General features: G+C 63.0%; 27 protein-coding genes. 13 read left to right on the top strand and 14 right to left on the bottom strand.

What is annotated here, in order from left to right:
• Positions 1-108 precede the first annotated feature (108 nt).
• The 4 genes from trxA to DFR38_RS07430 all read left to right on the top strand — a co-directional run bounded on the left by trxA (position 109) and on the right by DFR38_RS07430 (position 3,166).
• Positions 109-435, top strand: coding sequence for a thioredoxin TrxA (gene trxA, locus DFR38_RS07445; protein ID WP_045847065.1), 327 nt, complete (start codon positions 109-111; stop codon positions 433-435).
• 122 nt (positions 436-557) lie between these two features.
• Entirely contained in the window at positions 558-1,814 is a 1,257-nt protein-coding gene (gene rho / locus DFR38_RS07440; protein ID WP_110313219.1) for a transcription termination factor Rho, read from the top strand.
• A gap of 90 nt (positions 1,815-1,904) precedes the next feature.
• Positions 1,905-2,543 (top strand): trimeric intracellular cation channel family protein, encoded by a 639-nt coding sequence (locus tag DFR38_RS07435; RefSeq protein ID WP_059287586.1) that lies wholly within the window; start codon positions 1,905-1,907, stop codon positions 2,541-2,543.
• Positions 2,544-2,557: 14 nt separating this feature from the next.
• Complete coding sequence (locus DFR38_RS07430) at positions 2,558-3,166, top strand: CoA pyrophosphatase (protein ID WP_059287587.1); 609 nt, start codon at positions 2,558-2,560, stop codon at positions 3,164-3,166.
• Between the two features lie 3 nt (positions 3,167-3,169).
• On the opposite strand, the gene DFR38_RS07425 is transcribed toward DFR38_RS07430, so the two are convergent.
• Positions 3,170-5,038, bottom strand: a complete 1,869-nt coding sequence (locus DFR38_RS07425) for a sensor domain-containing diguanylate cyclase (protein ID WP_110313218.1) — start codon at positions 5,036-5,038, stop codon at positions 3,170-3,172.
• Between the two features lie 124 nt (positions 5,039-5,162).
• On the bottom strand, positions 5,163-6,002 hold the full coding sequence (nadC, locus tag DFR38_RS07420) for a carboxylating nicotinate-nucleotide diphosphorylase (protein WP_059287612.1): 840 nt from the start codon (positions 6,000-6,002) through the stop codon (positions 5,163-5,165).
• Between the two features lie 107 nt (positions 6,003-6,109).
• Between nadC and DFR38_RS07415 the strand changes: the two genes are divergently transcribed.
• Both DFR38_RS07415 and DFR38_RS07410 read left to right on the top strand, forming a co-directional pair.
• Positions 6,110-6,781, top strand: a complete 672-nt coding sequence (locus DFR38_RS07415) for an energy-coupling factor ABC transporter permease (protein WP_110313217.1) — start codon at positions 6,110-6,112, stop codon at positions 6,779-6,781.
• A 46-nt stretch (positions 6,782-6,827) separates the two neighbouring features.
• Positions 6,828-7,208, top strand: a complete 381-nt coding sequence (locus tag DFR38_RS07410) for an MAPEG family protein (RefSeq protein ID WP_059286572.1) — start codon at positions 6,828-6,830, stop codon at positions 7,206-7,208.
• 13 nt (positions 7,209-7,221) lie between these two features.
• Here the strand turns inward: DFR38_RS07410 and DFR38_RS07405 are convergent, their stop codons facing one another.
• The 5 genes from DFR38_RS07405 to DFR38_RS07385 form a co-directional block, all read right to left on the bottom strand.
• A complete protein-coding gene (locus DFR38_RS07405) occupies positions 7,222-7,851 on the bottom strand; it encodes an HAD family hydrolase (RefSeq protein WP_110313216.1) in 630 nt (209 codons plus the stop codon).
• 27 nt (positions 7,852-7,878) lie between these two features.
• Entirely contained in the window at positions 7,879-8,904 is a 1,026-nt protein-coding gene (murB, locus tag DFR38_RS07400) for a UDP-N-acetylmuramate dehydrogenase (RefSeq protein WP_059286570.1), read from the bottom strand.
• 2 nt (positions 8,905-8,906) lie between these two features.
• Positions 8,907-10,304 (bottom strand): MATE family efflux transporter, encoded by a 1,398-nt coding sequence (locus tag DFR38_RS07395; protein ID WP_059286569.1) that lies wholly within the window; start codon positions 10,302-10,304, stop codon positions 8,907-8,909.
• Between the two features lie 146 nt (positions 10,305-10,450).
• Positions 10,451-10,750 carry a hypothetical protein gene (locus tag DFR38_RS07390; RefSeq protein ID WP_059286568.1) on the bottom strand — a complete coding sequence of 100 codons (300 nt, stop codon included), beginning with the start codon at positions 10,748-10,750 and terminating at the stop codon, positions 10,451-10,453.
• 344 nt (positions 10,751-11,094) lie between these two features.
• Positions 11,095-11,832, bottom strand: a complete 738-nt coding sequence (locus tag DFR38_RS07385; RefSeq protein WP_110313215.1) for a hypothetical protein — start codon at positions 11,830-11,832, stop codon at positions 11,095-11,097.
• A gap of 186 nt (positions 11,833-12,018) precedes the next feature.
• Here DFR38_RS07385 and pcnB point away from each other — a divergent pair, with 186 nt between their 5' ends.
• From pcnB to DFR38_RS07350, 7 genes are all read left to right on the top strand, one after another.
• A complete protein-coding gene (gene pcnB / locus DFR38_RS07380; protein ID WP_110313214.1) occupies positions 12,019-13,383 on the top strand; it encodes a polynucleotide adenylyltransferase PcnB in 1,365 nt (454 codons plus the stop codon).
• Positions 13,380-13,886 carry a 2-amino-4-hydroxy-6-hydroxymethyldihydropteridine diphosphokinase gene (gene folK / locus DFR38_RS07375; protein ID WP_059286565.1) on the top strand — a complete coding sequence of 169 codons (507 nt, stop codon included), beginning with the start codon at positions 13,380-13,382 and terminating at the stop codon, positions 13,884-13,886. The genes pcnB and folK overlap by 4 nt, the downstream gene beginning before the upstream one ends.
• Positions 13,883-14,524: a deoxynucleoside kinase gene (locus DFR38_RS07370; RefSeq protein WP_059286564.1), complete on the top strand. Its 642-nt coding sequence runs from the start codon at positions 13,883-13,885 to the stop codon at positions 14,522-14,524. Before folK ends, DFR38_RS07370 begins: the two co-directional genes overlap by 4 nt.
• A gap of 48 nt (positions 14,525-14,572) precedes the next feature.
• Positions 14,573-15,364 (top strand): 3-methyl-2-oxobutanoate hydroxymethyltransferase, encoded by a 792-nt coding sequence (panB, locus tag DFR38_RS07365; protein WP_059286563.1) that lies wholly within the window; start codon positions 14,573-14,575, stop codon positions 15,362-15,364.
• A gap of 17 nt (positions 15,365-15,381) precedes the next feature.
• Complete coding sequence (panC, locus tag DFR38_RS07360; RefSeq protein ID WP_059286562.1) at positions 15,382-16,215, top strand: pantoate--beta-alanine ligase; 834 nt, start codon at positions 15,382-15,384, stop codon at positions 16,213-16,215.
• Between the two features lie 24 nt (positions 16,216-16,239).
• Positions 16,240-16,620, top strand: a complete 381-nt coding sequence (panD, locus tag DFR38_RS07355; protein ID WP_059286561.1) for an aspartate 1-decarboxylase — start codon at positions 16,240-16,242, stop codon at positions 16,618-16,620.
• A gap of 197 nt (positions 16,621-16,817) precedes the next feature.
• Positions 16,818-17,225, top strand: coding sequence for a GFA family protein (locus tag DFR38_RS07350; protein ID WP_233170636.1), 408 nt, complete (start codon positions 16,818-16,820; stop codon positions 17,223-17,225).
• A 20-nt stretch (positions 17,226-17,245) separates the two neighbouring features.
• Here DFR38_RS07350 and rraA read toward each other — a convergent pair whose 3' ends face one another.
• The 7 genes from rraA to DFR38_RS07315 form a co-directional block, all read right to left on the bottom strand.
• Positions 17,246-17,725, bottom strand: coding sequence for a ribonuclease E activity regulator RraA (gene rraA / locus DFR38_RS07345; RefSeq protein ID WP_059286560.1), 480 nt, complete (start codon positions 17,723-17,725; stop codon positions 17,246-17,248).
• A 79-nt stretch (positions 17,726-17,804) separates the two neighbouring features.
• Positions 17,805-19,283, bottom strand: coding sequence for a DegQ family serine endoprotease (locus DFR38_RS07340; RefSeq protein ID WP_059286559.1), 1,479 nt, complete (start codon positions 19,281-19,283; stop codon positions 17,805-17,807).
• Positions 19,284-19,385: 102 nt separating this feature from the next.
• On the bottom strand, positions 19,386-20,018 hold the full coding sequence (gene nth / locus DFR38_RS07335) for an endonuclease III (RefSeq protein WP_059286558.1): 633 nt from the start codon (positions 20,016-20,018) through the stop codon (positions 19,386-19,388).
• A gap of 104 nt (positions 20,019-20,122) precedes the next feature.
• On the bottom strand, positions 20,123-20,905 hold the full coding sequence (locus tag DFR38_RS07330; protein WP_110313213.1) for an RnfABCDGE type electron transport complex subunit D: 783 nt from the start codon (positions 20,903-20,905) through the stop codon (positions 20,123-20,125).
• On the bottom strand, positions 20,902-22,740 hold the full coding sequence (gene rsxC, locus DFR38_RS07325) for an electron transport complex subunit RsxC (protein WP_110313212.1): 1,839 nt from the start codon (positions 22,738-22,740) through the stop codon (positions 20,902-20,904). The genes DFR38_RS07330 and rsxC overlap by 4 nt, the downstream gene beginning before the upstream one ends.
• Positions 22,737-23,318, bottom strand: coding sequence for an electron transport complex subunit RsxB (gene rsxB, locus DFR38_RS07320; RefSeq protein WP_110313211.1), 582 nt, complete (start codon positions 23,316-23,318; stop codon positions 22,737-22,739). Before rsxB ends, rsxC begins: the two co-directional genes overlap by 4 nt.
• Positions 23,315-23,869, bottom strand: coding sequence for an Rnf-Nqr domain containing protein (locus tag DFR38_RS07315; protein ID WP_146215944.1), 555 nt, complete (start codon positions 23,867-23,869; stop codon positions 23,315-23,317). Before DFR38_RS07315 ends, rsxB begins: the two co-directional genes overlap by 4 nt.
• Positions 23,870-23,938: the final 69 nt, after the last annotated feature.

Below are 23,938 nucleotides of genomic sequence, written 5' to 3'. Positions count from 1 at the left end.
ACCGCGCCGGCCGGCAGGGCGGCAAAGCCGCGGTTGCCCCGCAGGCAGCCAATTGTTAACATCAGCGGTCAACGACACTGCAAACCACCCCGAATACTAGAGGAAGCCATGAGCGATCTTATCCTGCACGTAACCGACGACTCCTTTGAACAAGACGTCCTGAAGGCCGATGTGCCGGTACTGGTCGACTACTGGGCGGAATGGTGCGGTCCGTGCAAGATGATCGCCCCCATCCTGGACGAAGTGGCCAAGGAATACGCCGGTCGCCTGAAAGTGGCCAAGCTCAACATCGACCAGAACGAGCTGACCCCGCCGAAATTCGGCATTCGCGGCATCCCGACGCTGATGATTTTCAAGGACGGCCAGGTTGCCGCCACCAAGGTGGGCGCACTGGCCAAGAGCCAGCTCGCCGCCTTCATTGACAGCCACATCTAAAGCGTCTATTCTCATCTGAACATTCTTCAAGCAGGCGGCACATCAGCCGCCTGTTTCGTATCCGCATCTACACCCCACAAACAGCGTTCTGCTCAATCTTTACGAGTCGACCAACGGCCGCTATGCATTTATCTGATCTCAAACACCTTCATGTATCCCAGCTCGTGGAAATGGCTATTTCCAACGAGATCGAGGGCGCGAACCGCCTGCGCAAACAAGACCTCATTTTTGCGCTTCTGAAAAACCAGGCCAAAAAAGGCGAAAGCATCTTCGGCGAGGGCACCCTGGAAGTGCTGCCGGACGGTTTCGGTTTCCTGCGCAGCCCGGATACCTCGTATCTGGCTGGCCCGGATGACATCTATGTCAGCCCGTCGCAGATTCGCCGCTTCAATCTGCACACCGGGGACTCCATCGAAGGCGAGATCCGCACGCCCAAGGATGGCGAGCGCTACTTCGCCCTGGTGAAGGTGGACAAGGTCAACGGCGAGCCGCCGGAAAACTCCAAGCACAAGATCCTGTTTGAAAACCTCACGCCGCTGTTCCCGACCGAGCAGTTCAAGCTCGAGCGCGACATCCGTAGCGAGGAAAACATCACCAGCCGCATCATCGATCTGATTGCCCCCATTGGCAAAGGTCAGCGTGCCTTGTTGGTGGCGCCGCCCAAGTCCGGTAAAACGGTCATGCTGCAACACATCGCGCACGCCATCACCACCAACCACCCGGAAGCGGTGATGATTGTGCTGCTGATCGACGAGCGTCCGGAAGAAGTGACCGAAATGCAGCGTTCGGTAAAGGGCGAGGTTGTATCCTCCACCTTCGACGAGCCGGCCACCCGCCACGTGCAAGTGGCTGAAATGGTGATTGAAAAAGCCAAGCGTCTGGTCGAGCACAAGAAGGATGTCGTCATTCTGCTGGACTCCATCACCCGTCTGGCGCGTGCCTACAACACCGTGGTACCGGCTTCGGGCAAGGTGCTGACCGGTGGTGTGGATGCCAACGCCCTGCAGCGCCCCAAGCGCTTCTTCGGTGCCGCGCGTAATGTGGAAGAGGGCGGCAGCCTGACCATCATCGCCACCGCGCTGATCGATACCGGCAGCCGCATGGACGATGTGATCTACGAAGAATTCAAGGGTACCGGCAACTGCGAAATCCATCTGGATCGTCGCATGGCGGAAAAACGCATATTCCCGGCACTGAACATCAATCGCTCCGGTACCCGTCGCGAAGAACTGCTGGTGCCGCAAGACCAGCTGCAACGCATCTGGGTACTGCGCAAGCTGCTGTACCCGATGGATGACATCGAGGCGATGGAATTCCTGCAGGACAAGATCAAGGCCACCAAGTCCAATCTGGCCTTCTTCGATTCCATGCGCCGCTAAGGCGGCAAGAACGGCATTCCGCGGAATGCATAAGCAAAACCCGACGCCGGGCCTGACAAGGTCTGGCGTTTTTGTTGATGATGGTCTGTGATGGAAATCAGTAGCCGCTTTTTTCAGATGGAAGTGTTTTCCGCCCTGGGCACCGTTGCCTTTGCCTTTTCCGGTTATCTGATCGGCGTGCGCAAGCAACTGGACCTGCTGGGCATCGTGGTGGTGGCCCTGCTCACCGCCATCGGCGGCGGCATCATCCGCGACGTGCTGGTGGCCAGGGTGCCGCTGGTGTTTTTCGATTACACCAGTCTGGCCATCATCGCCGCCACCTTGCTGGTTTCGGCGCTGCTGCGCCTGCACCGGCGGCAAAGCCGCACGCTGGAGCGGCTGTTCATCATTGCCGATTCGCTGGGCCTGGTGGCCTTCAGCATCACCGGTGCCCAGGTCGGGCTGATGTATGACCTGAACGCTTTCGGCGTGGTGTTGCTGGGTTTCATCACCGCCGTCGGTGGCGGCGTGGTGCGCGACATGATGGTGAATGACATTCCCTTCATCCTGCACAAGGATTTTTACGGAACGGTGTCCATACTGGTAGCAGGTGGACTGTTTGTGCTGGACCAGCTGACCTGGGTCAGCACCTTGCTGTTGCAGCTGTTGTTTCTGGGTGGACTGGCGCTGCGCCTGTTTGCACACTGGAGCGAACTGGCGCTGCCCAAGATAGGCCCGCACACCAAATAAGAAGGATGACAGCCATGTGGCCGGCGGACAGAGAACAAGCCCAGGACTGGATACGCCAGCGCCTGGCCGGTTTTGTCTTCGATGGACAGGCCGGTGACATTCCCTGGCGTGGCGTGCAGGAGGGCCAGCGACCGGCAGCCGTGCTGGTGCCGCTGGTCTGGCACGATAGCGGCCCCACCGTGCTGCTGACCCGGCGTACCGAGTCCTTGTCGACCCATGCCGGCCAGGTGAGTTTTCCGGGGGGCAAGGTGGATGCCGAGGACCGTTCGGTCATCGCCGCCGCCCTGCGCGAAGCGCGCGAGGAGATCGGTCTGGCGGAAGAGCAGGTGGTGGTGCTGGGCACTTTGCCGCAGTACGTGACCATCACCGGCTTTGTGGTGACGCCGGTGGTGGCCATGCTGCAGCCGCCCTTGCAGCTGCGTCCGGAACCGGGCGAGGTGGCCGAGGTGTTCGAACTGCCGCTGCAACTGGCGCTGGATGGCCGGCAGTATGAAAAGCACAGCTATGTGCGCGACGGGGTGGCCGGGCATTATCTGGCCATGCAGTGGCAGCAGTTCACCATCTGGGGGGCCACGGCCGCCATGCTGCGCCTGCTGTCACAGGCGCTGGAGACGACCGGCTGAAACTCAGTCGGGGTTGCCGTCGCTCAGCATCAGGTCGCGCCCGGCCATCTTGGCCTGATAAAGCAATTTGTCGGCGCGGCTGAGCATGCCGGACGGCGTGTCGCCGGGGCGCCAGGCGGTAATGCCGCCGCTGAAGGTCACTTTCTCGTCGGTAAACGGAAAGACCGTGCCGGCCAGCACCTGCTGTACCCGTGCCATGACTTTTTCCGCATCGCGCAGGCGGGTGCAGGGGAAGATCACCAGGAATTCTTCGCCACCGATGCGGGCGCAGACATCGGTGCTGCGGGTACAGTCCACCGCGGCATTGGCCACGGCCAGCAGCACATTGTCGCCAGCCTGGTGGCCAAAGCTGTCATTGAACTGCTTGAAGTGGTCGATATCGAACACGGCCACCGACATCGGCTGGCTGTAGCGTTCGCAGCGCTGCAATTCTTCCTTGAGGGTCTGGTCGGCATGGCGGCGGTTGCTCAGCCGGGTCAGCGGGTCGGTAATGGCCATCTCGTTCAGCAGGCGGTTCTTTTCTTCCAGCTCGTTTTCCAGGGCCTTGCGTTCGGAAATGTCGTAGAGGGCAATCAGTGCCGCCGGAATCTGCTGCTGCGGCATCAGCTCGACCGAGACGATGGCCCACAGCTTGCTCTGGTCGGCGCGTTCCAGCTCGGCTTCGCGGTTGGCAACGATTTCGCCGCTGCGCAGCCAGTCGCAGACCGGGGCCAGCTGCAGTGGCAGGTCCAGCATCGCTGTCTGGCCATCCGCACGCTGCGGCGCGGCTGGCAGCTGCAGCATCTCGCGTGCCGGGGCATTGGCCCGCAGGATGCGCAGGGTGTCGGTCGCCACCAGCAGCAGCGCCACCGGCGCGGTGTCCAGGGTGAGCCGGGCCAGCTCCTCGCTTTCGCGGATGCGTGCGGCGCTGGTGGACAGCAAGCGGTTCTGGCGGATGCTGGCCAGATGGTTGCGCAGGGTCAGCATGGTCAGGCCGGCAGTAAACAGCCAGGCTAGAACGGCCAGCGTGGCCTTGTCGTTATAGGCGCGGGTGAAATCGCGTTCGGCAATGCCCACCACCACGCGGAAGGGAAAGCCTTCCATCAGGCGCGAGCTGTAAAGCCGCATTTCCTGGTCCAGGATGGAGCGGGCGCGAAACTGCAGGTAATTATCGTGGCGGTCCAGCACTTCGGTGCTTTGCAGCTCGTTCAGCGGCTGATCCATCCGGCCTGCCTGGGCAGGCCAGCTGGCTTGCAGCATCTGGCGCTGATCCAGCACCAGGATTTCGCCGAAACGGCCGACCGGCAGCTTGGCGACTTCAGCCTGAAAGAAATGCCGGTCCAGCACGCCCACCACCATGCCGATGGCCTCGTCATCCTGGTTCAGCAGCTTTTGTACCAGCACGATGCCATCCTGGCCCTGTTCGCTGCGGGTGGAGGTAAAGCTGCTGTCCTGGGCACCATTGCGGTGATACCAGCGGCAATAGTCGGTTTTCAGCTGGGAGGAGGGACTGTGCTTCTGGCTGGAATACAGCAGGTAGCAGGAGCTATCCAGAATGTCGATCTGCTTCAGATAGGGCATTTGCCGCAGCTTGCCGTGCATCTGCAGGTCGATGCGCTGCTCCTGTTCCTGCGACAGCATGTGCTTGTTCAGCAGCAGCTGCACCAGGGTGCTGTCGCTGGCGCTTTTCAGGATCAGGCTGGTTTCGCGCAAGCCGGACGATAGCCGCTCTTCCAGTAGCTCGGACAAGCCGGCTGCCTGGTTGCGTGCCTCGCTTTCACCCTGACGACGGGTTCCGGCCAGGTCGAGCACGACCACCAGCAAGGTGCTGGCCAGAAAGATCGCCGCCAGCCATTTGGCGCGCTTGCCCTTCGCCTGTTGTTGCTTGCGCAAGATATGCTTTTCCCCGTTTAGCTGTTCGCGGCCTGTATGGCCGTCTGACCGGCATGCTTTATCCGGTATACCCCGTCAATCTGCAAATGGACACTTTTCCGTTGCGCACGGTGCGGTGCCGGCCTCAGTGCTGAAAGCGCATGGACAGGTCGATGGCCTGGATATCCTTGGTGAGTTTGCCGATGGAAATGCGGTCGACCCCGGTTTCGGCGATGGCACGCACGCTGTGCATGTCCACGCCGCCGGAGGCTTCCAGCAAGGCGCGGCCGGCGCTCAGCGCCACCGCGGCACGCATGTCTTCCAGCGACATATTGTCCAGCAGGATTAGCCGGGCACCGCCATCCAGGGCCTGTTGCAGCTCGTCCAGGTTTTCCACTTCGATCTGCAGTGTCACCCCCGGTGGAATGAGGCGGAAAGCCTGTTCCAGCGCCTGATGGATGCCGCCGGCAGCCATGATGTGGTTTTCCTTGATCAGGATGCCGTCGTACAGGCCGATGCGCTGGTTGTCGCCACCGCCCACGGTCACCGCGTATTTCTGCGCCAGACGCAGGCCGGGCAAAGTTTTGCGGGTGTCCAGAATGCGGGCGCGGGTGCCGGCCACCACATCCACATAGCGCCGGGTCTGGGTGGCCACGGCCGACAGGGTTTGCAGGAAGTTGAGCGCCGAACGCTCTGCGGTCAGCAGGGCGCGGGCCGGGCCGCTGATTTCGCACAGCACGCTGCCAGCGGCAATCTTGCGGCCTTCGCGGACTTGCCAGAGGACGCTGCAGCGTTCGTCAACCTGGCGGAAACACTCTTCAAACCACGCCTTGCCGCACAGTACGGCCTCTTCGCGCAGCACGACGGTGGCACAGCCTTCCTCGGCCTGCCCGATCAGCTGCGCGGTCCAGTCGGCCTGACCAATATCCTCGGCCAGCGCAATGCTGACCTGCTGGGCGATAAGGTGGTGGGCTGGCTGCTTCATGTCGGAACCCTGATGGCAAAAGCGCTATTGTACCCAGCCATGCCGGTGCTGTGGGGCTAATCGTCGTGGTGGTATCATGCGCAACACCTTGTCGGGCTGGAGTATTCATGGATTTGCCTGCTGTGTTGTTTCCCCTGTGGCTGCTGTGGGCGGCGGCGGCGCTGGCCGGGCTGGTGCTGGGTTTTGCTGCCACCCGGGTGCGCTGGCGTCAGCTGGATGCGGCTGCCTGCAATGCCTGGATGGGCGCGGTGGTGCTGCTGCTGGGGCTGTGGCTGATGAAGGGCGGGCTCAAGCCCGGCTTGTCCTTCCATATGCTGGGCGCCACGGTGCTCACCTTGCTGATGGGGCCCTGGCTGGCCTTGCTGGCCATGGCGCTGCTGTTGCTGGCACTGGTGGCCGGCGGCCATGGCGACTTGCTGGCGCTGGGGCTGAACTGGTTGCTGGCCGCGGCCCTGCCGGTGGCGCTCAGCAGCCTGCTGTTGCAGCTGGCGCGGCGACATCTGCCGGCCCAGCTGTTTGTCTATGTCTTCCTCAATGCCTTTGTCGCCGGCGGGCTCAGCCTGTTTCTGAGCGGTGCTGCCGGCATGCTGGCACTGGGGCTGAGCGGCGGCTACGCTGCGGATTACCTGCTGGAAGAAGCGCTGCCGTTTTATTTTTTGCTGTCCTGGTCCGAGGCTTTCATCAGCGGCCTGGTGATGGCCATTCTGATCGTCTACCGGCCGCAGTGGGTTGCCAGCTTCGATGATGCGGCCTATCTGGGGCGCGGCCCGGAAATCTGAGCCGGCTGCTGGCCGATGAATCACCCTTTATTCAGGAGAAACAGTCATGCCTTTTGCCCTGTGGAGTATCTTGCTGGTGTCCTTGTTGCCGCTGTTGTGGACCTTGCTGGCCAAGGCGGGCATCCCGTATGACAATCACCAGCCGCGTGTCGGACTGGCGGCGGCCACCGGCTGGCGGCAACGCGCCAACTGGGCACAGCAGAATGCCTGGGAGGCTTTCCCCAGCTATGCCGCGGCCATGTTGCTGGCCTGGATGATGAAGGTGCCGGCCGGCCGGCTGGACCTGCTGGCCGGGCTCTACCTGCTGCTGCGGCTGGGGCATGGCCTGTGTTACATCGCCGATCAGGCCACCTTGCGTTCGCTGTGCTGGCTGGGTGGCATGGCCATGGTGCTGTTGTTGTTTGTCAGTGCGGCCGGGGTGTTTTAAGCACAGATCGACATCAGGTGCTTAGCAGGCCCTGCGCCTGCAAAGCCTGTTGCACTGCTGGCAGGCCCACGGTGTGAAATGCCTGCCAGCCGGCTTGCCGGGCCGCCTGCACACATTCGATGTTGTCATCGAAAAACAGGATTTGTCCGGCGGCCACTTGCAGTGCATCTTGCACATGGCGATAAGCGGCGGCATCGGGCTTGCGCAGGCCGATCTGGTGGGAGGCAAAGCAGGCTTCGAAGTGCTGCAGCAAATCGAATTCGCGCTCGATCTTGCCCCAGTGCAGGGCATTGTTATTGCTCAGCACCGCCAGCCGATAGCGTTGCCCCAGCTGTTGCAGCAAGGCATGGACGCCGGCAAACGGCCCTTGCAGCCAGTCGTCCAGCGCCTGCAGCATGGCCGCGCTGCTGATGCCCAATTGCAGCTTGTCCGCCATCAGGGCGGCAAATTCGCCGGGCGTGGCCCGGCCGGTGTCCAGCAAGGCCACTTCCGGGGTGTGCAGCCAGAATTGCCTGGCCTGTTCACGGCTGAGACGGCCTTGCGACAGGGCCATCAGCGGATCGATCCCGTTCCAGTCCACCAGGACGCCGCCCAGGTCGAAGACCAGTACCGGCGCGTGTTGCGGTGTCAGTGTCTGCTGCATGATGGTTCGCTTTGTCAGGGTCGGGGGTTACCAGACCAGTGGTTCGGCTTCCAGTTCCACGCCATAGCGCTGGCGTACCGCATCCTGCACATGGCGCGCCAGTGCCCACATCTGGCTGCCGCTGGCCTGGCCGTGGTTGACCAGCACCAGGGCCTGGCGCGCATGCACGCCGGCATCGCCCTGGCGATAGCCTTTCAGACCGGCCTGTTCGATCAGCCAGCCTGCTGCCAGTTTCACCCGGCCCGGTCCGGCCGGGTAATGCGGCAGGGCCGGGAAGCGCTGCAACAGGGCATCGGCCTGGCCCTGCTCAACCACCGGGTTCTTGAAGAAGCTGCCGGCATTGCCCAGCACCGCCGGGTCGGGCAGTTTGCTGGCGCGGATGGCCATCACCACATCGCTGACGTCGAGCGGGGTGGGGTGGCTGATGCCGCGCTTTTCCAGCTCCTGGCGGATGTCGCCGTAGCCGGTTTTCAATTGCGGCTGGCGGGATAGCTGAAAGCGCACGGCAGTCACCAGCAGCCGCCCGGCGGCCTCGTGCTTGAAAATGCTGTCGCGATAGGCAAAGCGGCAGTCGGCATTGTCCAGCACCACACGGGCACCCTGGGCATGCAGATCGGCACAGACGACCTGTGTGATGCGGTCTTTCACTTCCACGCCATAAGCGCCGATGTTCTGTACCGGGCATGCTCCCACGGTGCCGGGAATCAGGCTGAGGTTTTCCAGCCCGTACCAGCCCTGTTGCAGGCTGTAGCGCACGAAGTCGTGCCAGTTCTCGCCGGCAGCGGCCTCCACCAGCACGCTGTCCGCGCTTTCTTCCAGCAGGCGGATGCCGCGTAGCGCCATCCTGACCACCAGTCCGGGGTAATCGCGCGTCAGCAGCAGGTTGCTGCCACCACCCAGCCACAACACCGGGCCGGCCTGATAGGCGCTGCTGGCCAGCAGTGCCGGCAACTGCGCCGTGTCATCCAGCTGGCAGAAGTGGGCGGCCTGCACGGCCATGCCAAAGGTATTGTGCGGCTTGAGTGAGATATGCGACTGAATGGCGAGTGTCATCTTCAGCTTTCTTGTGGGGTTTGACGGTGCAGGCGGCGGTGGCTCTCACGCGCCAGATAGCTGACCAGCAGCAGGGCGGCAATGCTGAGGCTGAAGACCAGTGCCAGCCAGAAGCCGTAGATGCCCATCGGCGGCACCAGCCAGTCGGTCAGCCCCAGCGTGATGCCCAGGCCCAGCCCGATGCCCCAGAAGGCGGTGATGTGAATGATCATCGGCACCGTGGTCAGCTTGTAGCCGCGCAGTGCGCCGGAGGCGATGGTCTGGGCGGCATCGGTCAGCTGGAATACCGCAGCGAACAGCAGCAGGGTCGAGCCCATGGCGATCACCCGCGGGTCTGGCGAGTAAACCGCCATGATGTCCTGGCGCAGCCACAGCACCAGCAGCATGGTGCACAAGGCGGTGACCAGCCCGACCAGCAAGCCCACACCGGCCACGAAACGGGCGCCGCGATAATCGCCGGCACCGGCACGCTGGCCCACGCGCACGGTGAGGGCGGTGGAGATGCTTTGCGGCAGCATGTAGATGATGCTGGAGAAATTCAGCACCGACTGGTGGCTGGCCACCACCGTCATGCCCAGCTTGGCAATCAGCAGGGCGATAAAGGAAAACAGGCTCACTTCCACAAAAAAGGACAGGCCGATGGGCAGGCCCAGCTTGAGAAAGGCGCCGTAGCGCTTCCAGTCCGGCCAGCTCATCTGGCGGGTCAGGCCATAGGGGCGGAAATGGCGGTGCCAGCAGATATAGGCAAACAGGGTGAGGCAGTTGAACCAGAACACGATGCCGGTGGCCCAGCCACAGCCGGCGCCCCCCAGCCGCGGCAGGCCGAACAGGCCGTGGATCAGCGCGTAATTCAGCGGAATGTTCAGCGCCAGCGCAATCAGGCTGACCACCATGATGACGCGTGGCCGGTTCAGGCTGGAGGCATAGGCGTGCAGGGCGCGGTGCATCATGGCCGCCGGCATGCCGACGGCGGTGCCGGTGATGAACAGCATGACCTTGTCTTCGACATCGGTGGGCAATTGCAGCCACAGCCGCAAGGGGTGTTCGGCCAGCAGCATGGCTGCGGCGCCCAGCAGGCCGACGAACAGGCCGAACCAGATGCCCTGGCGGCCGGTTTCGCCCAGCTGCTCGGTCTGGCCTGCGCCCAGCTGGTGGGACAGTACCGGATTGAGCGCGGTCACCACGCCCATCAGCGTGACATAGACGGTAATGAAAATGCTGGCGCCCAGCGAGACGGCGGCCAGATCGTCGGTGCTGACACGGCCGGCCATCACGGTATCGACAAAGCCGGTGGCCACCTGGGCGATCTGGGCAATCATCATCGGCAAGGCGAGGCGGCTGATCTGGCGGGCTTCGCTGCTGATGGCACCGGGTGGGGCGCTTTTCAGTTGCTGCAACATGGTGGTGCGTCAATTCGGCGGGGTGGGCAAGCGCTCCATTATAAGGAGCGGCTGCCCGACCTGTCTTGTGCAATGGCGACACCGCTGTCGCACTGGCTACGGCTCAGTCATGACCAGTGGCTGACCGGAATGTGTCCGGTTCTGCTTCAGAAACGCACGGGTGTTTCGCGGCGCAGATCACAGCTGATGATCAGCTCCTTGCCAAAACGGCTGTTGATGGTCAGTGCATCCATCAGGCCCACGTCATGAATGGTCAGCAGCCGGTTGTCCAGCTGGCTGTCATAGCCAAGCTGGCTGGCAAAGTCGATCAGGGCTTGCAGCGGCTGGGTGGTGTCGGCACACAGGGGGGTGGCAGTCAGGCTGCCTTGTAGGGGGCGTTTTCTTCCCACGGCATCGTATACGGCAAAGGAAAAGTCGCTACAGCTATCTTGCAGGCAATCGTACATGGTGAAACTCCATCGGGTCTAAGTGAGCGCTGTTGCGTGCCCGACTCTCCGTCAGGCGACGCTTTAGCAGGATTTTTGGGCGCCCTGCAAGTTGTCGATTAACTCGGCGCCTGTGTCCCGGCCGCAGCCGGAGACGGTAAAACCAAAACAGCTTAAAACAAGCAACATGCCCGATGTCGCATAGCGAGCGCACTATAAGGTGAACCAGCGGAAAAAGAAAAACCCGCCGGCCAGAAGAGCGCAGCGGGTTATCCGACTCACGCTTTAGCTGGCATTTATAGTGCGCCCAGCAAGCTGTATCAAATCGGCGCATGGGAAAAGATTATTCCTGAGCAAATGGCCTGTCAACCCCTGTTGTGTGCCGGCCACTGTTGCAGAAAGTCCTGCCAGTGTCCGCCGGCCTGACTCAGCAGCAAGGCCAGTTTTTGTTCATGCTGACTGCGGGTGAGGGCAGAGATCTGCCCTTGCAGTGCGGCCAGGCGCAGCCACATCAGGTAATGGCAGGCCGCCCGTTGCGCGCTGTGCTCCAGCAGTCTGGGCAACTGTCCGGCGCTGGCCGCGGCCCAGGACTGCGGCGCATCGTATTCGGCAATGCGCGGCAGGCCGCACAGGCCGGCCATTTCCTGCTGCGGCACACAGCCGGGCTGTGCGCCCTGGCACAGCAGGCGGCTCAGTTCCAGCGTCTGGCCGAACAGGCCGGTGGGGCCGCCGGGGAAGGCCACATTGTGCAACATGGCGCGGTGGCGCAAGACCGGCAACAGCAACTGGGAACCCTGCCAGCTGACAATCTGCGGCATGTGTTCATTCAGCAGAGCCGCCAGTGCTTGCAGCATGGCGGCTTCGTCCTGGCCGGCGGCCGACTGGTGCAGCAGCACTTCCTGTCGGCTATGCAGCACGGCATTGACCGCGACCACGCGATGCAGGTGATAGGGCATGAATTCATCAGCCCGGCTGGCCCGGCTGCGCTGCAGGGCAAAATAGACGACATCGGCATCGCTGATGTCGGCATCCAGCTGATACAGGCTACGGATGCCGGCGACATCGGGCAGGGTCTGGATATCCAGGGCGAGTAAGGGAATCACGTGGTGTCTTCACACAAAATTGGCGGCAATGGTGTGCGATTCTAGGCTGGCTGCACACGGCGGGCAATCACGGCATCACGATTAAATGGGCCATGGCGGTGTATCTTGTCAGAAGATTCAGGCTATAATCTGCCGCTTGAATTCCTTTCTTGCGAATCCCTTCATTCCACGTCCTTATTCCTCTAAATGATCCGCAAGCTTATCCGTAAAGTATTGGAGCTGCCGTCAGGCATGGGCAAACGCCGTAGCAAACCACGCGTGATTCCGCTGTCCCAGCATGGCGTACGCCGCGATCAGCTCAGCAATGCTGCGCTCAAGGTGACTTCCCGACTGCAGGAAGCCGGTTTCTCTGCCTTTGTGGTGGGGGGAGCCGTGCGCGACCTGTTGCTGGATGTTTCTCCCAAAGATTTTGACGTCGCCACCAATGCCACGCCGGAGCAGGTGCATCATCTGTTCCGCCGCTCGCGCATCATTGGCCGTCGCTTCCGCATCGTGCATGTGATGGTGGGGCCGGAAACCATCGAGGTCACCACCTTCCGTGGCGGTGGCATCGATGATCAGAATGAGTCGGGCCGCATCATGGCCGACAATACTTTCGGCAGCCAGGAAGAGGACGCACATCGCCGTGACTTCACCGTCAATGCCTTGTTCTTCGATCCTTCCGACGAGTCCATCATCGACTACCACCACGGGGTCAAGGACCTGAAGGCGAAGAAGCTGGTGATGATAGGCCAGCCGGCACGCCGCTATCAGGAAGATCCGGTGCGCATGTTGCGCGCGGTGCGCCTGGCCGCCAAGCTGGGGTTCGAGATCGACGACGACACCCGCAAGCCGATTCGTGCCCATGCGCATCTGTTGCGCAAGGAGCCGCCGGCGCGCCTGTTCGACGAAATGCTCAAGCTGCTGATGTCCGGCCATGCCTATGCCTGCCTGAAAAAATTGCGCGATGAAGGCTTGTCGCGTGGTGTCTTCCCGCTGCTGGATGCGGTGATGGGCGAGGATGGCGACGACTTGTTCCTGCAACTGGGGCTGCAAAGCACCGATGCGCGCATTCGTGCCGACAAGCCGGTATCGGTTGGTTTCCTGCTGGCCACCTTGCTGTGGCAGCAGGTGAAGCAGCACTGGCAACAGCATATCGCCGCCGGCGAGAAGCCCTTGCCGGCCTTGCAGCTGGCCATTTCCGATGTGGAAAACGAACAGGACAACGATTTTGCCATTCCGCGCCGCTTCAGCGTGACCATGCGCGAAATCTGGACGCTGCAGGCCCGCTTCGACAGCCGCAGCGGTGCCCGTCCTTACCGTTTCCTCGAACAGCCGCGTTTCCGTGCCGCTTTCGATTTCATGGCCTTGCGTGCCGAGGCGGGCGAACTGCCGCTGAGCCTGGTGGAGTGGTGGGAAGCCTTCCAGCGTGGCGATCAGGCCGAGCGTGAGGCACTGATCAATGAAGCCAAGAACAGCGGTGAAGAAGAACCGGCGAAAAAACGCCGTCGCCGCCGTCCATCCGGCCGTCGCCGCACCGATCAGGCCGGCGGAGGGGGAGAGGCCGCGTGAGCCTGGCCTACGTCGCTCTGGGCAGCAACCTGGAGCAACCGGCAGACCAGATCAGGGCCGCACTCGCGGCCCTTGCTGCTCTTGACGGCAGCCAGCTGCTCAGCCATTCCTCGCTCTACCTCACCACGCCGGTGGGGTATCTCGACCAGCCCGACTTCATCAATGCCGTTGCCCTGCTGGACACCACGCTCACGCCTTATCAGCTGCTGGATGCGCTGATGCGGATCGAGGCCGGTTTCGGCCGCGAGCGCAGCTTCCGCAATGCGCCGCGGGTGCTGGATCTGGATGTGTTGTTGTATCAGGACACCGTGCTGGACGATCCGCAGCTGCTATTGCCGCATCCGCGCATGCACCAGCGGGCCTTTGTCATGGTACCGTTGGCGGAAATTGCCCCCGGCCAGCAGGTGGGGGAACACGGCCTGGCCGCCGACATCGCCGCTGCACTGGATAGTGCCGGCGTGGTGCGGCTGGAGTCGACAGCTCAGCCAAGGAGACAAGCATGAGTCAGAGTCATTTGCGCTATGTGGTGGTGGAAGGGCCGATCGGCTCCGGCAAGTCGGCGCTGGCCCGCCGTCTGGCCGGCTACTGGGGCGTGCAACTGCTGGCGGAAGACCCGGCATCCAACCCCTTCCTGCCGCGTTTTTACCGCAATGTGGCCTCGCATGGCCTGGCCACCCAGCTGACTTTTCTCATGCAGCGTGCCGACATGGCGCGCGGCATGCTGCTGGGCGACAGCCTGGCCAGCCCGGTGGTGTCGGATTTCCTGTTCGAGAAAGATGCCCTGTTTGCCCGGGTCAATCTGGACGAGCAGGAGCTGGCCCTGTATCAGCGCCTGGCGCAGCAATTGCTGCCGCAATACCCGGTGCCTGACCTGGTGATTTACCTGCAGGCTTCCGAGCAGGTCTTGCTCGATCGCAGTGCGGCGCGTGCCAGCGAACTGGAACAGGATTTTCCGGAAGGCTATCTGAAGCGTGTGCATGCCGCTTACAGCGAGTTCTTCCATCAATACGAAGCAGCCCCCTTGCTCATCGTCAATACCGACCACCTCGAGCTGGTTGATGGTAACGAGGATTTCGAGCTATTGTTGCGCTGCATCAGCGAGATGCGCGGACAGCGCAGCTATTTCAACAAGAGCGTCTGAATACAAGTGACGCCTTGCATTTCCCGACCACACCGAGGAAGTACAGGTATGAAAATTACCGTCAACACCCTGCAGAAGATGGCCGCCGAAGGCCAGAAGATCGTCATGCTCACCAGCTATGACGCAAGCTTTTCCACCCTCCTCGATCAGGCGGGTGTGGAGATTCTGCTGGTGGGTGATTCACTGGGCATGGTGATCCAGAACCGCGATTCCACGCTGCCGGTAACCATGGAAGAAATGGTTTACCACACCCGCTGTGTCGCCGCCGGCGCCGGCGATGCCATGGTGCTGAGCGACCTGCCTTTCGGCAGCTATCAGGAAAGCCCGCAGCAGGCGTTTGCCAATGCCGCCCGCCTGATGCAGGCCGGCGCGCACATGGTGAAGCTGGAAGGTGGCCGTTTCATGGCGGAAACCACCCGTTTCCTGGTGGAGCGCGGCATTCCGGTCTGTTCGCATATCGGCCTCACCCCGCAGTTCGTCAACACTTTTGGCGGCTACCGGGTGCAGGGCAAGAGCGAGAGCGATGCCGAACGCCTGCTGGACGATGCCCGCCAACTGGCCGATGCCGGTGCCAGCCTGGTGCTGATGGAGTGCGTGCCGGCCGATCTGGCCCGCCGCGTCACCGAAGCCGTGGACGTACCCACCATCGGCATCGGTGCCGGTGCCGAAGTGAGCGGCCAGGTACTGGTATTGCACGACATCCTCGGCGTCTATCCGGGCAAGAAAGCCCGCTTCGTCAAGAACTTCATGAATGAGGCAGGCAGCATCCAGGGTGCGGTCGAAGCCTATGTCAAGGCAGTCAAGGCAGGCACGTTCCCCGCTGCCGAGCACACCTTCTAAGCCAAAAGGGTAAGGAAATGGAAATCATCCGCAGCGTGGCCGCCATGCGAGCATGGCGTCGCCAGGCCGGCAAGCTGGCTTTTGTCCCCACCATGGGTAATCTGCACGAGGGCCATCTGGCTCTGGTCGAGGCGGCGCACCAGCACGCCGACAAGGTGGTGGTCAGCATTTTTGTCAATCGCCTGCAATTTGGTCAGGGCGAAGATTTCGACGCTTATCCGCGCACCTTTGAATCCGACTGTGCCAAGCTGGAAGCCGCCGGGGTGGACGCCCTGTTCTTCCCCACCGAGCAAGAGCTGTACCCGCGGGTGAAGCAGGATTTCAATGTCGAGCCGCCGCATATCCAGGACGAGCTGTGCGGTGCCTTCCGCCCCGGTCATTTCCGTGGCGTGGCCACGGTGGTCAGCAAGCTGTTCAATATCGTGCAGCCGGATGTGGCCTGTTTCGGCAAGAAAGACTTCCAGCAGCTGCATGTGATCAAGGCCATGGTCGATGACCTGAACATTCCGGTGGAAGTCATTCCGGTGGATACCGGCCGTGCCGCAGACGGCCTGGCCTTGTCCTCGCGCAATGGCTACCTGACGGCAGAGGAGCGTGCCGAAGCCCCACGCCTGTACCGCAACCTGTCCGCCATGCGTGCAGCCCTGCTGGCTGGCGACAGCGATTACGCCACGCTGGAAGCCAATGCCAGTGCCGACCTGCAGCAGGCAGGCTGGGTGGTGGATTATGTCGAAGTACGCCAGGCCGATACCCTGGAAGTGGCCCATGCCGGCGAAAAGCGCCTGGTGGTGCTGGCCGCTGCCCGCCTGGGCCGTACCCGTCTGATCGATAATGTGGAAGTGTCCCGCTAAGCCGGGCAAGGAAAGACCAGTACCATGCAACGCATCATGCTTAAATCCAAGCTGCACCGTGTCACCACCACGCATGCCGAACTGCATTACATCGGCTCCTGCGCCATCGACGAAAACCTGCTGGAAGCAGCGGATATTCGCGAATACGAAGAAGTGCAGATCTGGAACGTCAACAACGGCGAACGTTTTGCCACCTATGCCATCAAGGCCGAGCGTGGTTCCGGCGTGATTTCGGTAAACGGCTCGGCCGCGCGCCGCGCCGCGCCGGGCGATCTGCTGATCATCGCCTCTTTTGCCCAGTACGAAGATGCCGAGCTGGCCAATCACCAGCCCAAGCTGGTGTTCGTGGACGAGCGCAACCAGATGACCGCGCTGGACAACAAGACCCCGACCCAGCCCGCCTGAGCCTCACCCACACAGGCAAATCTGGTGAAAGCGATGCTGCGGCATCGCTTTTTTCATGGCTTGTTCCAGCAGCATCCACGCGCCAAAGGCCGGGTGCAGGCCGGGCTTTGCATCATCGTTTATAACTGTCTATAGTTTCTAATGAATTGCCGCACCAGTCCGGCCGGCTGGTTTGCCAGCCACGACGGGAGCATGACATGAGCAGCATTCTGCATGGCGGCTGTCTGTGTGGTGCCGTGCATTACCGCGTGCATGGCCAGCCCTTTCACGTGACCCACTGCCATTGCGTCAGCTGCCGCAAGGCCAGCGGCGCCGCCTTTGTCACCTGGTTTACCGTACGGCTGATCGAGCTGGAGTGGCTGGGTGAAAAACCGTTGTTCTATCACTCATCCACCGCCGCCCTGCGCGGGTTTTGCCCGCATTGCGGCGCCACGCTCAGCTACCAGCACGAGTCCGATCCGGACGATATCGACCTCACCGCCGCTTCGCTGGACATGCCGGATGTGCTGGTGCCGGAATTCCATATCTGGTGGCAGGACCACATCAGCTGGGGCGAGCCACAGCAGCAAGCGGTCTTGCCGGTACACGCGCGCAGCCGTGACTGAACACGGCTGCCAGCCTGGGGTTACAACAAGGGTGTGGCGGACACGATCACACCGTCTTCATCGGCATACAGCCATTCGCCCGGCACAAAGGTGACGCCAGCAAAGGTCACCGCCAGGTCACGCTGGCCTTCGCCGCGCTTTACCGATTTGAGCGGGTGGGTATTCAGCGCACGGATGCCCAGCGGCAGCTGGTTGAGCGCCACCGAATCGCGGATGCAGCCGTAGATCACCACGCCATCCCAGTGATTGGCCACCGCCAGATCGCCGATCTGGTCGCCCAGCAGGGCACAGCGCAGCGAACCGCCGCCATCCACCACCAGCACCTTGCCATGGCCATCCTGCGCCAGGGTTTCCCGGACCAGGGTGTTGTCTTCAAACAGTTTGAGGGTGACGATCTGCCCATAAAAACGCTGGTGATTGCCATAGCGCTGGAACAGCGGCTCCAGCACGCGCACACGGCCTTCGTTGGCATCGCACAGATCGGTGGTCAGAAAACTCATGCTCTTTCTCCTTGGCAGTTTATGGTTATGCCGGATGGCGGACGCAAAAAAGCCGCCTCGCGGCGGCTTGTTGCATGCATCAATCCAGGCGTAGCGGTACAAACAATGTACTGTCCTGGCGGCGTACCAGCAGGGCGATATTGCCGCGCGCACTGGCCAGTGCCTTTTCAAAGCTCTTTACCGTGGTGATTTCATTCTGGTTCAGGCCCATGATGATATCGCCATGTTGCAGGCCGGAGCGGGCGGCCGCGCCCTGCGCCTTTTGCACCAGCAGGCCACCGTTCATGCCCAGCTCGCTGCGCTGCTTGGCAGTCAGCTCGGTGACGGTCAGCCCCAGCTTGCCGAACTGGAAGTTCTGCGGGGCGGCTTCATCCTGCTGCTTGGCCTGTGGCGCCGTTTCCGGAGCCAGTTCGCCCAGCGTGGCCTGGATGGTTTTTTCTTCGCCCTTGCGCCATACCGACAGCTTGACCTTGGCACCCGGCTGCAGCGAACCCACCATCATCGGCAGATCCTTGGAGCTTTCGATGGCACGGTCATCCAGCTTGAGGATGATGTCCCCGGTCTGCAGGCCGGCCTTGCCGGCCGGGCCTTGCGGATCCACCCGCACCACCAGTGCACCGCTGGGACGCGGCAGGCCGAAGGATTGCGCCAGCTCCTGCGACACTTCCTGGATATTGATGCCCAGCTGGCCACGGCTGACCTTGCCCTTGGCCTTGATCTGCTCGGCCACATTCATGGCCAGGTCGATCGGAATGGCAAAGGAAATGCCCATGAAGCCGCCGGAGCGGCTGTAGATCTGCGAATTGATGCCGACCACTTCACCCTTCAGGTTGAACAGCGGGCCGCCGGAGTTGCCCGGATTGATGGCCACGTCGGTCTGGATGAAGGGCACGTAGTTTTCATCCGGCAGGCTGCGGCCCTTGGCCGAGACAATGCCGGCGGTGACCGTGTTTTCAAAGCCGAAGGGCGCGCCGATGGCGGCCACCCATTCGCCAACCTTGAGCTGGGACGGGCTGCCAATCTTGACCACCGGCAGGCTGGAGGCATCCACTTTCAGCAGCGCCACGTCGGTGCGCTTGTCCAGGCCGACCAGACGGGCTTTCAGCTCGCGCTTGTCGGTCAGCATGACCTTGATCTGGGTGCCGCCATTCACCACATGGGCGTTGGTCATGATGAAGCCGTCATCGCTGATGATGAAACCCGAGCCGAAGGAGATGCTTTCTTCCGGGGTCTGATCCTGCTGATTGGGCTGGTTGGGGATGAAGCGCTTGAAGAAATCGAATAGCGGATCGTCTTCCGGCACCGGGAAGGGCATTTCACTTTGCTGTGGCGCCGCATCGGTGCGATTGGCCTGGATGTTCACCACGGCCGGTCCGTCGCGTTCGACCAGTTGGGTGAAATCAGGCAGCAACATGGCGACGCGGCCGTCCGACTGGGCAGGAACCGCCACCGGAGCCGGCTGGTTCTGCTTGTGGAACAGGCTTTCGATCTTGTCGCAACCCGAGAGCAACGACGCAGCCAGAAGGGCGCCGACGATGGTGCGAAGATACGGAGTCACAGAGTTATCCTTTCGGGGAGGCTTTCAGACGGATATAGGGGCGATCCGCTGTTTTTCCAGGTAATCCGGCCTGAATCGTCATCAGGCACGGACTGTTTTCAATCATACCGGTTTTGCCGGATATTCGCAGAGATCGACAATCACGCAGTGCTGGCAGTCCGGTTTGCGCGCCTTGCACACATAGCGGCCATGCAGGATCAGCCAGTGGTGGGCATCCACCCGGAATTCGGCCGGCACGTATTTCATCAGCTTGTCTTCCACCTCGCGCACATCCTTGCCGGGAGCCAGCCGGGTGCGGTTGCATACCCGGAAAATATGGGTGTCCACGGCAATGGTGGGATGGCCGAAGGCGGTGTTCAGCACGACATTGGCCGTTTTGCGGCCCACACCGGGCAGTGCTTCCAGCGCAGCCCGGTCATCCGGGACCTCACCGGCGTGTTTTTCCAGCAGCAGCCGACAGGTGGCAATGACGTTTTTGGCCTTGGTGCGGAACAGGCCGATGGTCTTGATGTAATCCGCCACGGTTTCCTCGCCCAGCGCCAGCATGGCGGCCGGGGTATTGGCTACCGCATACAGCGGGCGGGTGGCCTTGTTGACGCTGACATCCGTGGCCTGGGCCGACAGCAAGACCGCAATCAGCAACTCGAAGGGCGTGCGATATTCCAGCTCGGTGGTCGGCTTGGGGGTGTGCTCGCGCAGGCGGCGGAAAATCTCGTAGCGCTTGGTGGCGTTCATGGCATGTCGGTTGGGGCTGGTTCGGTACAGGGATGACCGCAGCGGCTTAAGCGGTCTGCATCATTGTAACGCAGGCCGCCGCCGTCTCGTATGGGTTGCGGTTTCTACGTGCGAGGGCCCGGTGACAGCGTCAGCCTGTCCAGCAAGGGGGCGCTGGCACTGAGCAGCAGCAGGCAGGCGGCCAGGGTCACGCCGGCGTCCGGCTGGGTGGTCAGCGTGACAAAGCTGATGCACAGCATGCCGGCAGCCTGACCATAAACCAGTCGGCCACGGGGGGTGATGGGCGTGGCGCTGCCATCGCTCATCACCCAGCCGGCCAGCAGCCACAGCGCACTCTGGCCGAGCAGCCAGCCGCTGCCCACCGGCAGGGCGATCAATACCACCAGCAGCAGTCCCAGCGGCGCCTGCCAGCGCAGGAGGCCGCGCCATAGCAGCCACAGGCCGCCGGCCAGCAAGGCGAGTGATAGCGGAATATCGGCGTGTGGCAGGCCGGCCGGCAGCCAGGGGGCCGCCAGCAGCAGGCCGCCGGCCACCGGGTGAAACAGGCTGCTGCCGCTGCCGCCAAACAGCTGGCGCAGCAGCAGGATGGCGCCGCCCGTGCACAGGCACAGCAGTGGCACTGCCGCATCGGGCAGCAGCAGGCTGAGCAGCACGGCCGTCAACAGCGCTTCGCCCTGGCGCAAGCCGGGCCATATGGCCTGGCGGCGCCAGGCCAGGCCCAGGCTGTCGGCCAGCAGGGCGCTGGCGCTGGCGCTGGCCAGTGCCAGCAAGGCCGGCGGTCCCCATTGCCAGAGCTGGATGGCGATGGCCGGCAACAAGGCCAGCAGTTGCTGGCGGTTACGGCTTGCCAGGGTGGGGGCCAGTCGGATCACGGGTGTGTTCATCATTTATCCTGCTCTGTCTCATCGCCGGCTGCCTTGCGCGCTGCGGCGCGCGCCATGGCGGCGGCAATCAGCGCCTTCTTGTCTTGGTCCAGGCTGGCCGGGCTGCTGCTGGCGGCGGCTTTTTGTGCATTGGCCCTGTGCATGGCGGCCTGAATCAGCGCCTGCTGTTGCTGGTTCAGCCCCGGCTTGTTCTGGTCTTCGTCCTTGGCCATGGCCGGTGCGTCCGCGGCTGCGGCCTTGGCGGCCTCTTGTGCCGCCTTGCGGGCGGCGGCGCGGGCCATGGCTGCTTCGATGGCTGCCTGACGGTTGGCGGCAATGGCTGCTTCGCGCTCACTGCTATTGACCGAGGGCGCGACCGCTGGCCGCTGCTGCTGCCGCTCCGCCGCACGGGCCATGGCGGCCGCAATGGCTGCCTGTTTGTCTGCAGCAGTGGCTGTTGGCTCGGCGTGGCTGGTGGGCTCCGCCGCTTGCTGGGCCAGCTTGGCGGCTTGTTGCGCCGCACGTTCGGCCAGACGCTGCGCCTTTTCCTGTTTGTCCCTTTCCAGGCGGAACTGGCGGAAGCGATGGCGCTGGCGCGCTGCGTCGGCGGCGCATTGTTGCTGCTCGGCTAGCAGCAGTTGCTGGCTGGCCAGGCGGAAACTGTCGAGCAAGGGCAGCTGGCTGGGGCAGACGGCGCTGCACAGGCCGCACTGGCTGCAGTCGGCCAGCCGCCAGTGCTGTGCTTGTGCCAGCTCTTGTCGGCTGCAGTGCCAGTACAGTTCCTGCGGCTGTAACTGGCTGGGACAGATGCTGGCGCAATCACCGCAGCGAATGCAGGGCTGGGCAGTCAGCGCAGGCTGCCTGGGCCGCACCAGCAGGCAGTGGCTGTGCTGGTGGATGCCGATGGTGGCATCGGGCAAGGCAAAGCCGCGTAATCCGCCGCCATGGACAAGGGCATGCTGCTGCGAGGACAGGCCGGCGCAGGTCAGCAGGTCGGCCACCGGGCTGCCGAGCAAGGCGCGCATATTGTGGGACTGCTTGAGGGCCGTGCTGACGGTGACGATGCGGCTGATGCATGGCTCGCCATGCAGGATGGCCCGGCCAGCCGCATGGACACCGGCGACGGGCAGGCACAGGCTGTTGCCGCTTTCTTCTGGTCGCGCCAGCGCCCGCAGCAGTTGTGCCTCATCCCCTGCCGGGTAGGGGGCTTGAATCACTTCCAGCTGCCAGCATTGGTCTGCTGCCAGGCTGCGCAGGGCATTGATGGCCGCGCCCTGTTCTTGCTGGATGGCCAGTACCAGCCGCGCCGGCTGCAGTATGCGGCCCAGCATGGCCATGGCTTCGGCCACGGCGGCCGCCTGTTCGCACAGCAGCATGCTGTCGGCCTGCAGAAAAGGCTCGTTCTCCACCGCATTGATGATGAGCAGCGCCAGCGGTGACGCCTTGGCAGCCCACGCCAGCGGCAGCAACGGGCCATGCTGCCCCATGACGCCCATGTCTTGCAGCCGCATGGCCAGCGCCAGTGCTGACAGGGCTGGCCAGTTGCTTTCTGCGGGCAGTGACAGCGCTTCGTCCAGCCCGTCTGGCTGCAGTTGCAGGCCATCCAGCAGCGGCGCATCGGGCAGGGCTTGCGGCAGCGGGCCGATGGCACGGATGTGGCCGGAGGTCGGGGCATGGACGGCCACGCCGAACTCGCTGTCGGCCTCGGCCAGCAACTGGTGTTTCAGCACGCGCTGGCCCACTTCGACACAGCAGCTGGCGCCCTGCAGCCATAGCCTGAGCTGGGCCGGCAGCGGCGTGGTAAGCAGTGGCTGGCTGCCGGGGTCGGTGTGGGCCGGCAGGATGGATGGGCGGCTCATGAGCTGCTACCTGGTTTGACGGCCTTGATGGCGATGACCGGATAGCCCCAGCGCCAGTCGGCTGGCTGGCTGGTGGCCGGGCGCATGCTGATGCAGTCCACCGGACAGGGGGCCAGGCACAATTCGCAGCCGGTGCATTCATCGGCCAGCACGGTATGCATTTGTTTGGCCGAACCCAGAATGGCATCGACCGGACAGGCCTGGATGCACAGGGTACAGCCGATACAGGTGGCTTCGTCTATCAGTGCCACCGCCTTGGGCTTTTGCGGCGGGGCATCGGCGGCGAAGGGCAGGTAGTCGGTATGCAGCAGGGCGGCCAGCTTGCGTATGCCGTCCTCGCCGCCCGGCGGGCAGCGGTTGATGCTGTCTTCGCCGCGTGCCAGCGCCTGGGCATAAGGCAGGCAGCCGGCGTGGCCGCATTGACCGCACTGGGTTTGCGGCAGGATGGCATCGATGCGCTCGGCCAGCGGCGGCAGGGTGCTGGTGGCTGGGCGTAATTTCTGTGCGCTGCTGCGCAGGACTTTCCCCAGCAGCCAGATGGCCAGCAACAGCAGCAGCAAACGAAGAACAAGGGTCATGACAGGCGGGCTCCAAGGCCGTGCAAGGCCAGCGCGATGATGAGTGCACACAGCAGCAGGGCGGGCCGGCCCTGCAAGCGAGCGGGCAGGGCGCAGCGTTGCAGGCGGTGTGGCAGGGTGGCGAACTGGGCCAGCAGCAAGGTGAACAGGGCGGCGCTCAGCAAGGCTGCGCACAGGGAGGCCGCGGCGCTGCTGGCGGATGGCAGGAAGTAAAGCGGTAGTCCGGCCAGCAGGCTGTTTAGCAGCAGCAGGGGCCAGTGCAGTCCCAGCGCAGCAGCGGTGCCAGCGGCAAGGCGCTGCAGTGTACCGGCCAGCAACAGGGCGCTGGCCGCTTGCAGCACGCTGGCGACCAGCGGCAAGGGCAGGCCGGGGCGGGCGCTGTCGGCTAGCGTCAGCAGGCCGCCGCCGAGCAGCAGCATGATGGCGGTGGCCAGCCCCATGGCGATGGCGGCCGGCAGTGCCAGTGCATCAGCCTGGCCGTCAGCGGGGCGCCGGCAATGATTGCAGAATGCCAGCCCGGCAAGCAGCGGCAGATAGAGCCCAAAATTCATGGCCGGATCATCCAGGAAGCAAAACCGCAAAATTATCCGGGTTTCCTGCCCGGACCACAACCTTGCTAC

The organism is Aquitalea magnusonii (assembly GCF_003202035.1).
GTDB lineage: Bacteria > Pseudomonadota > Gammaproteobacteria > Burkholderiales > Chromobacteriaceae > Aquitalea > Aquitalea magnusonii.
Note: the sequence above shows the minus strand (reverse complement) of the source record. Positions and strands in the feature narration are given on the sequence as shown.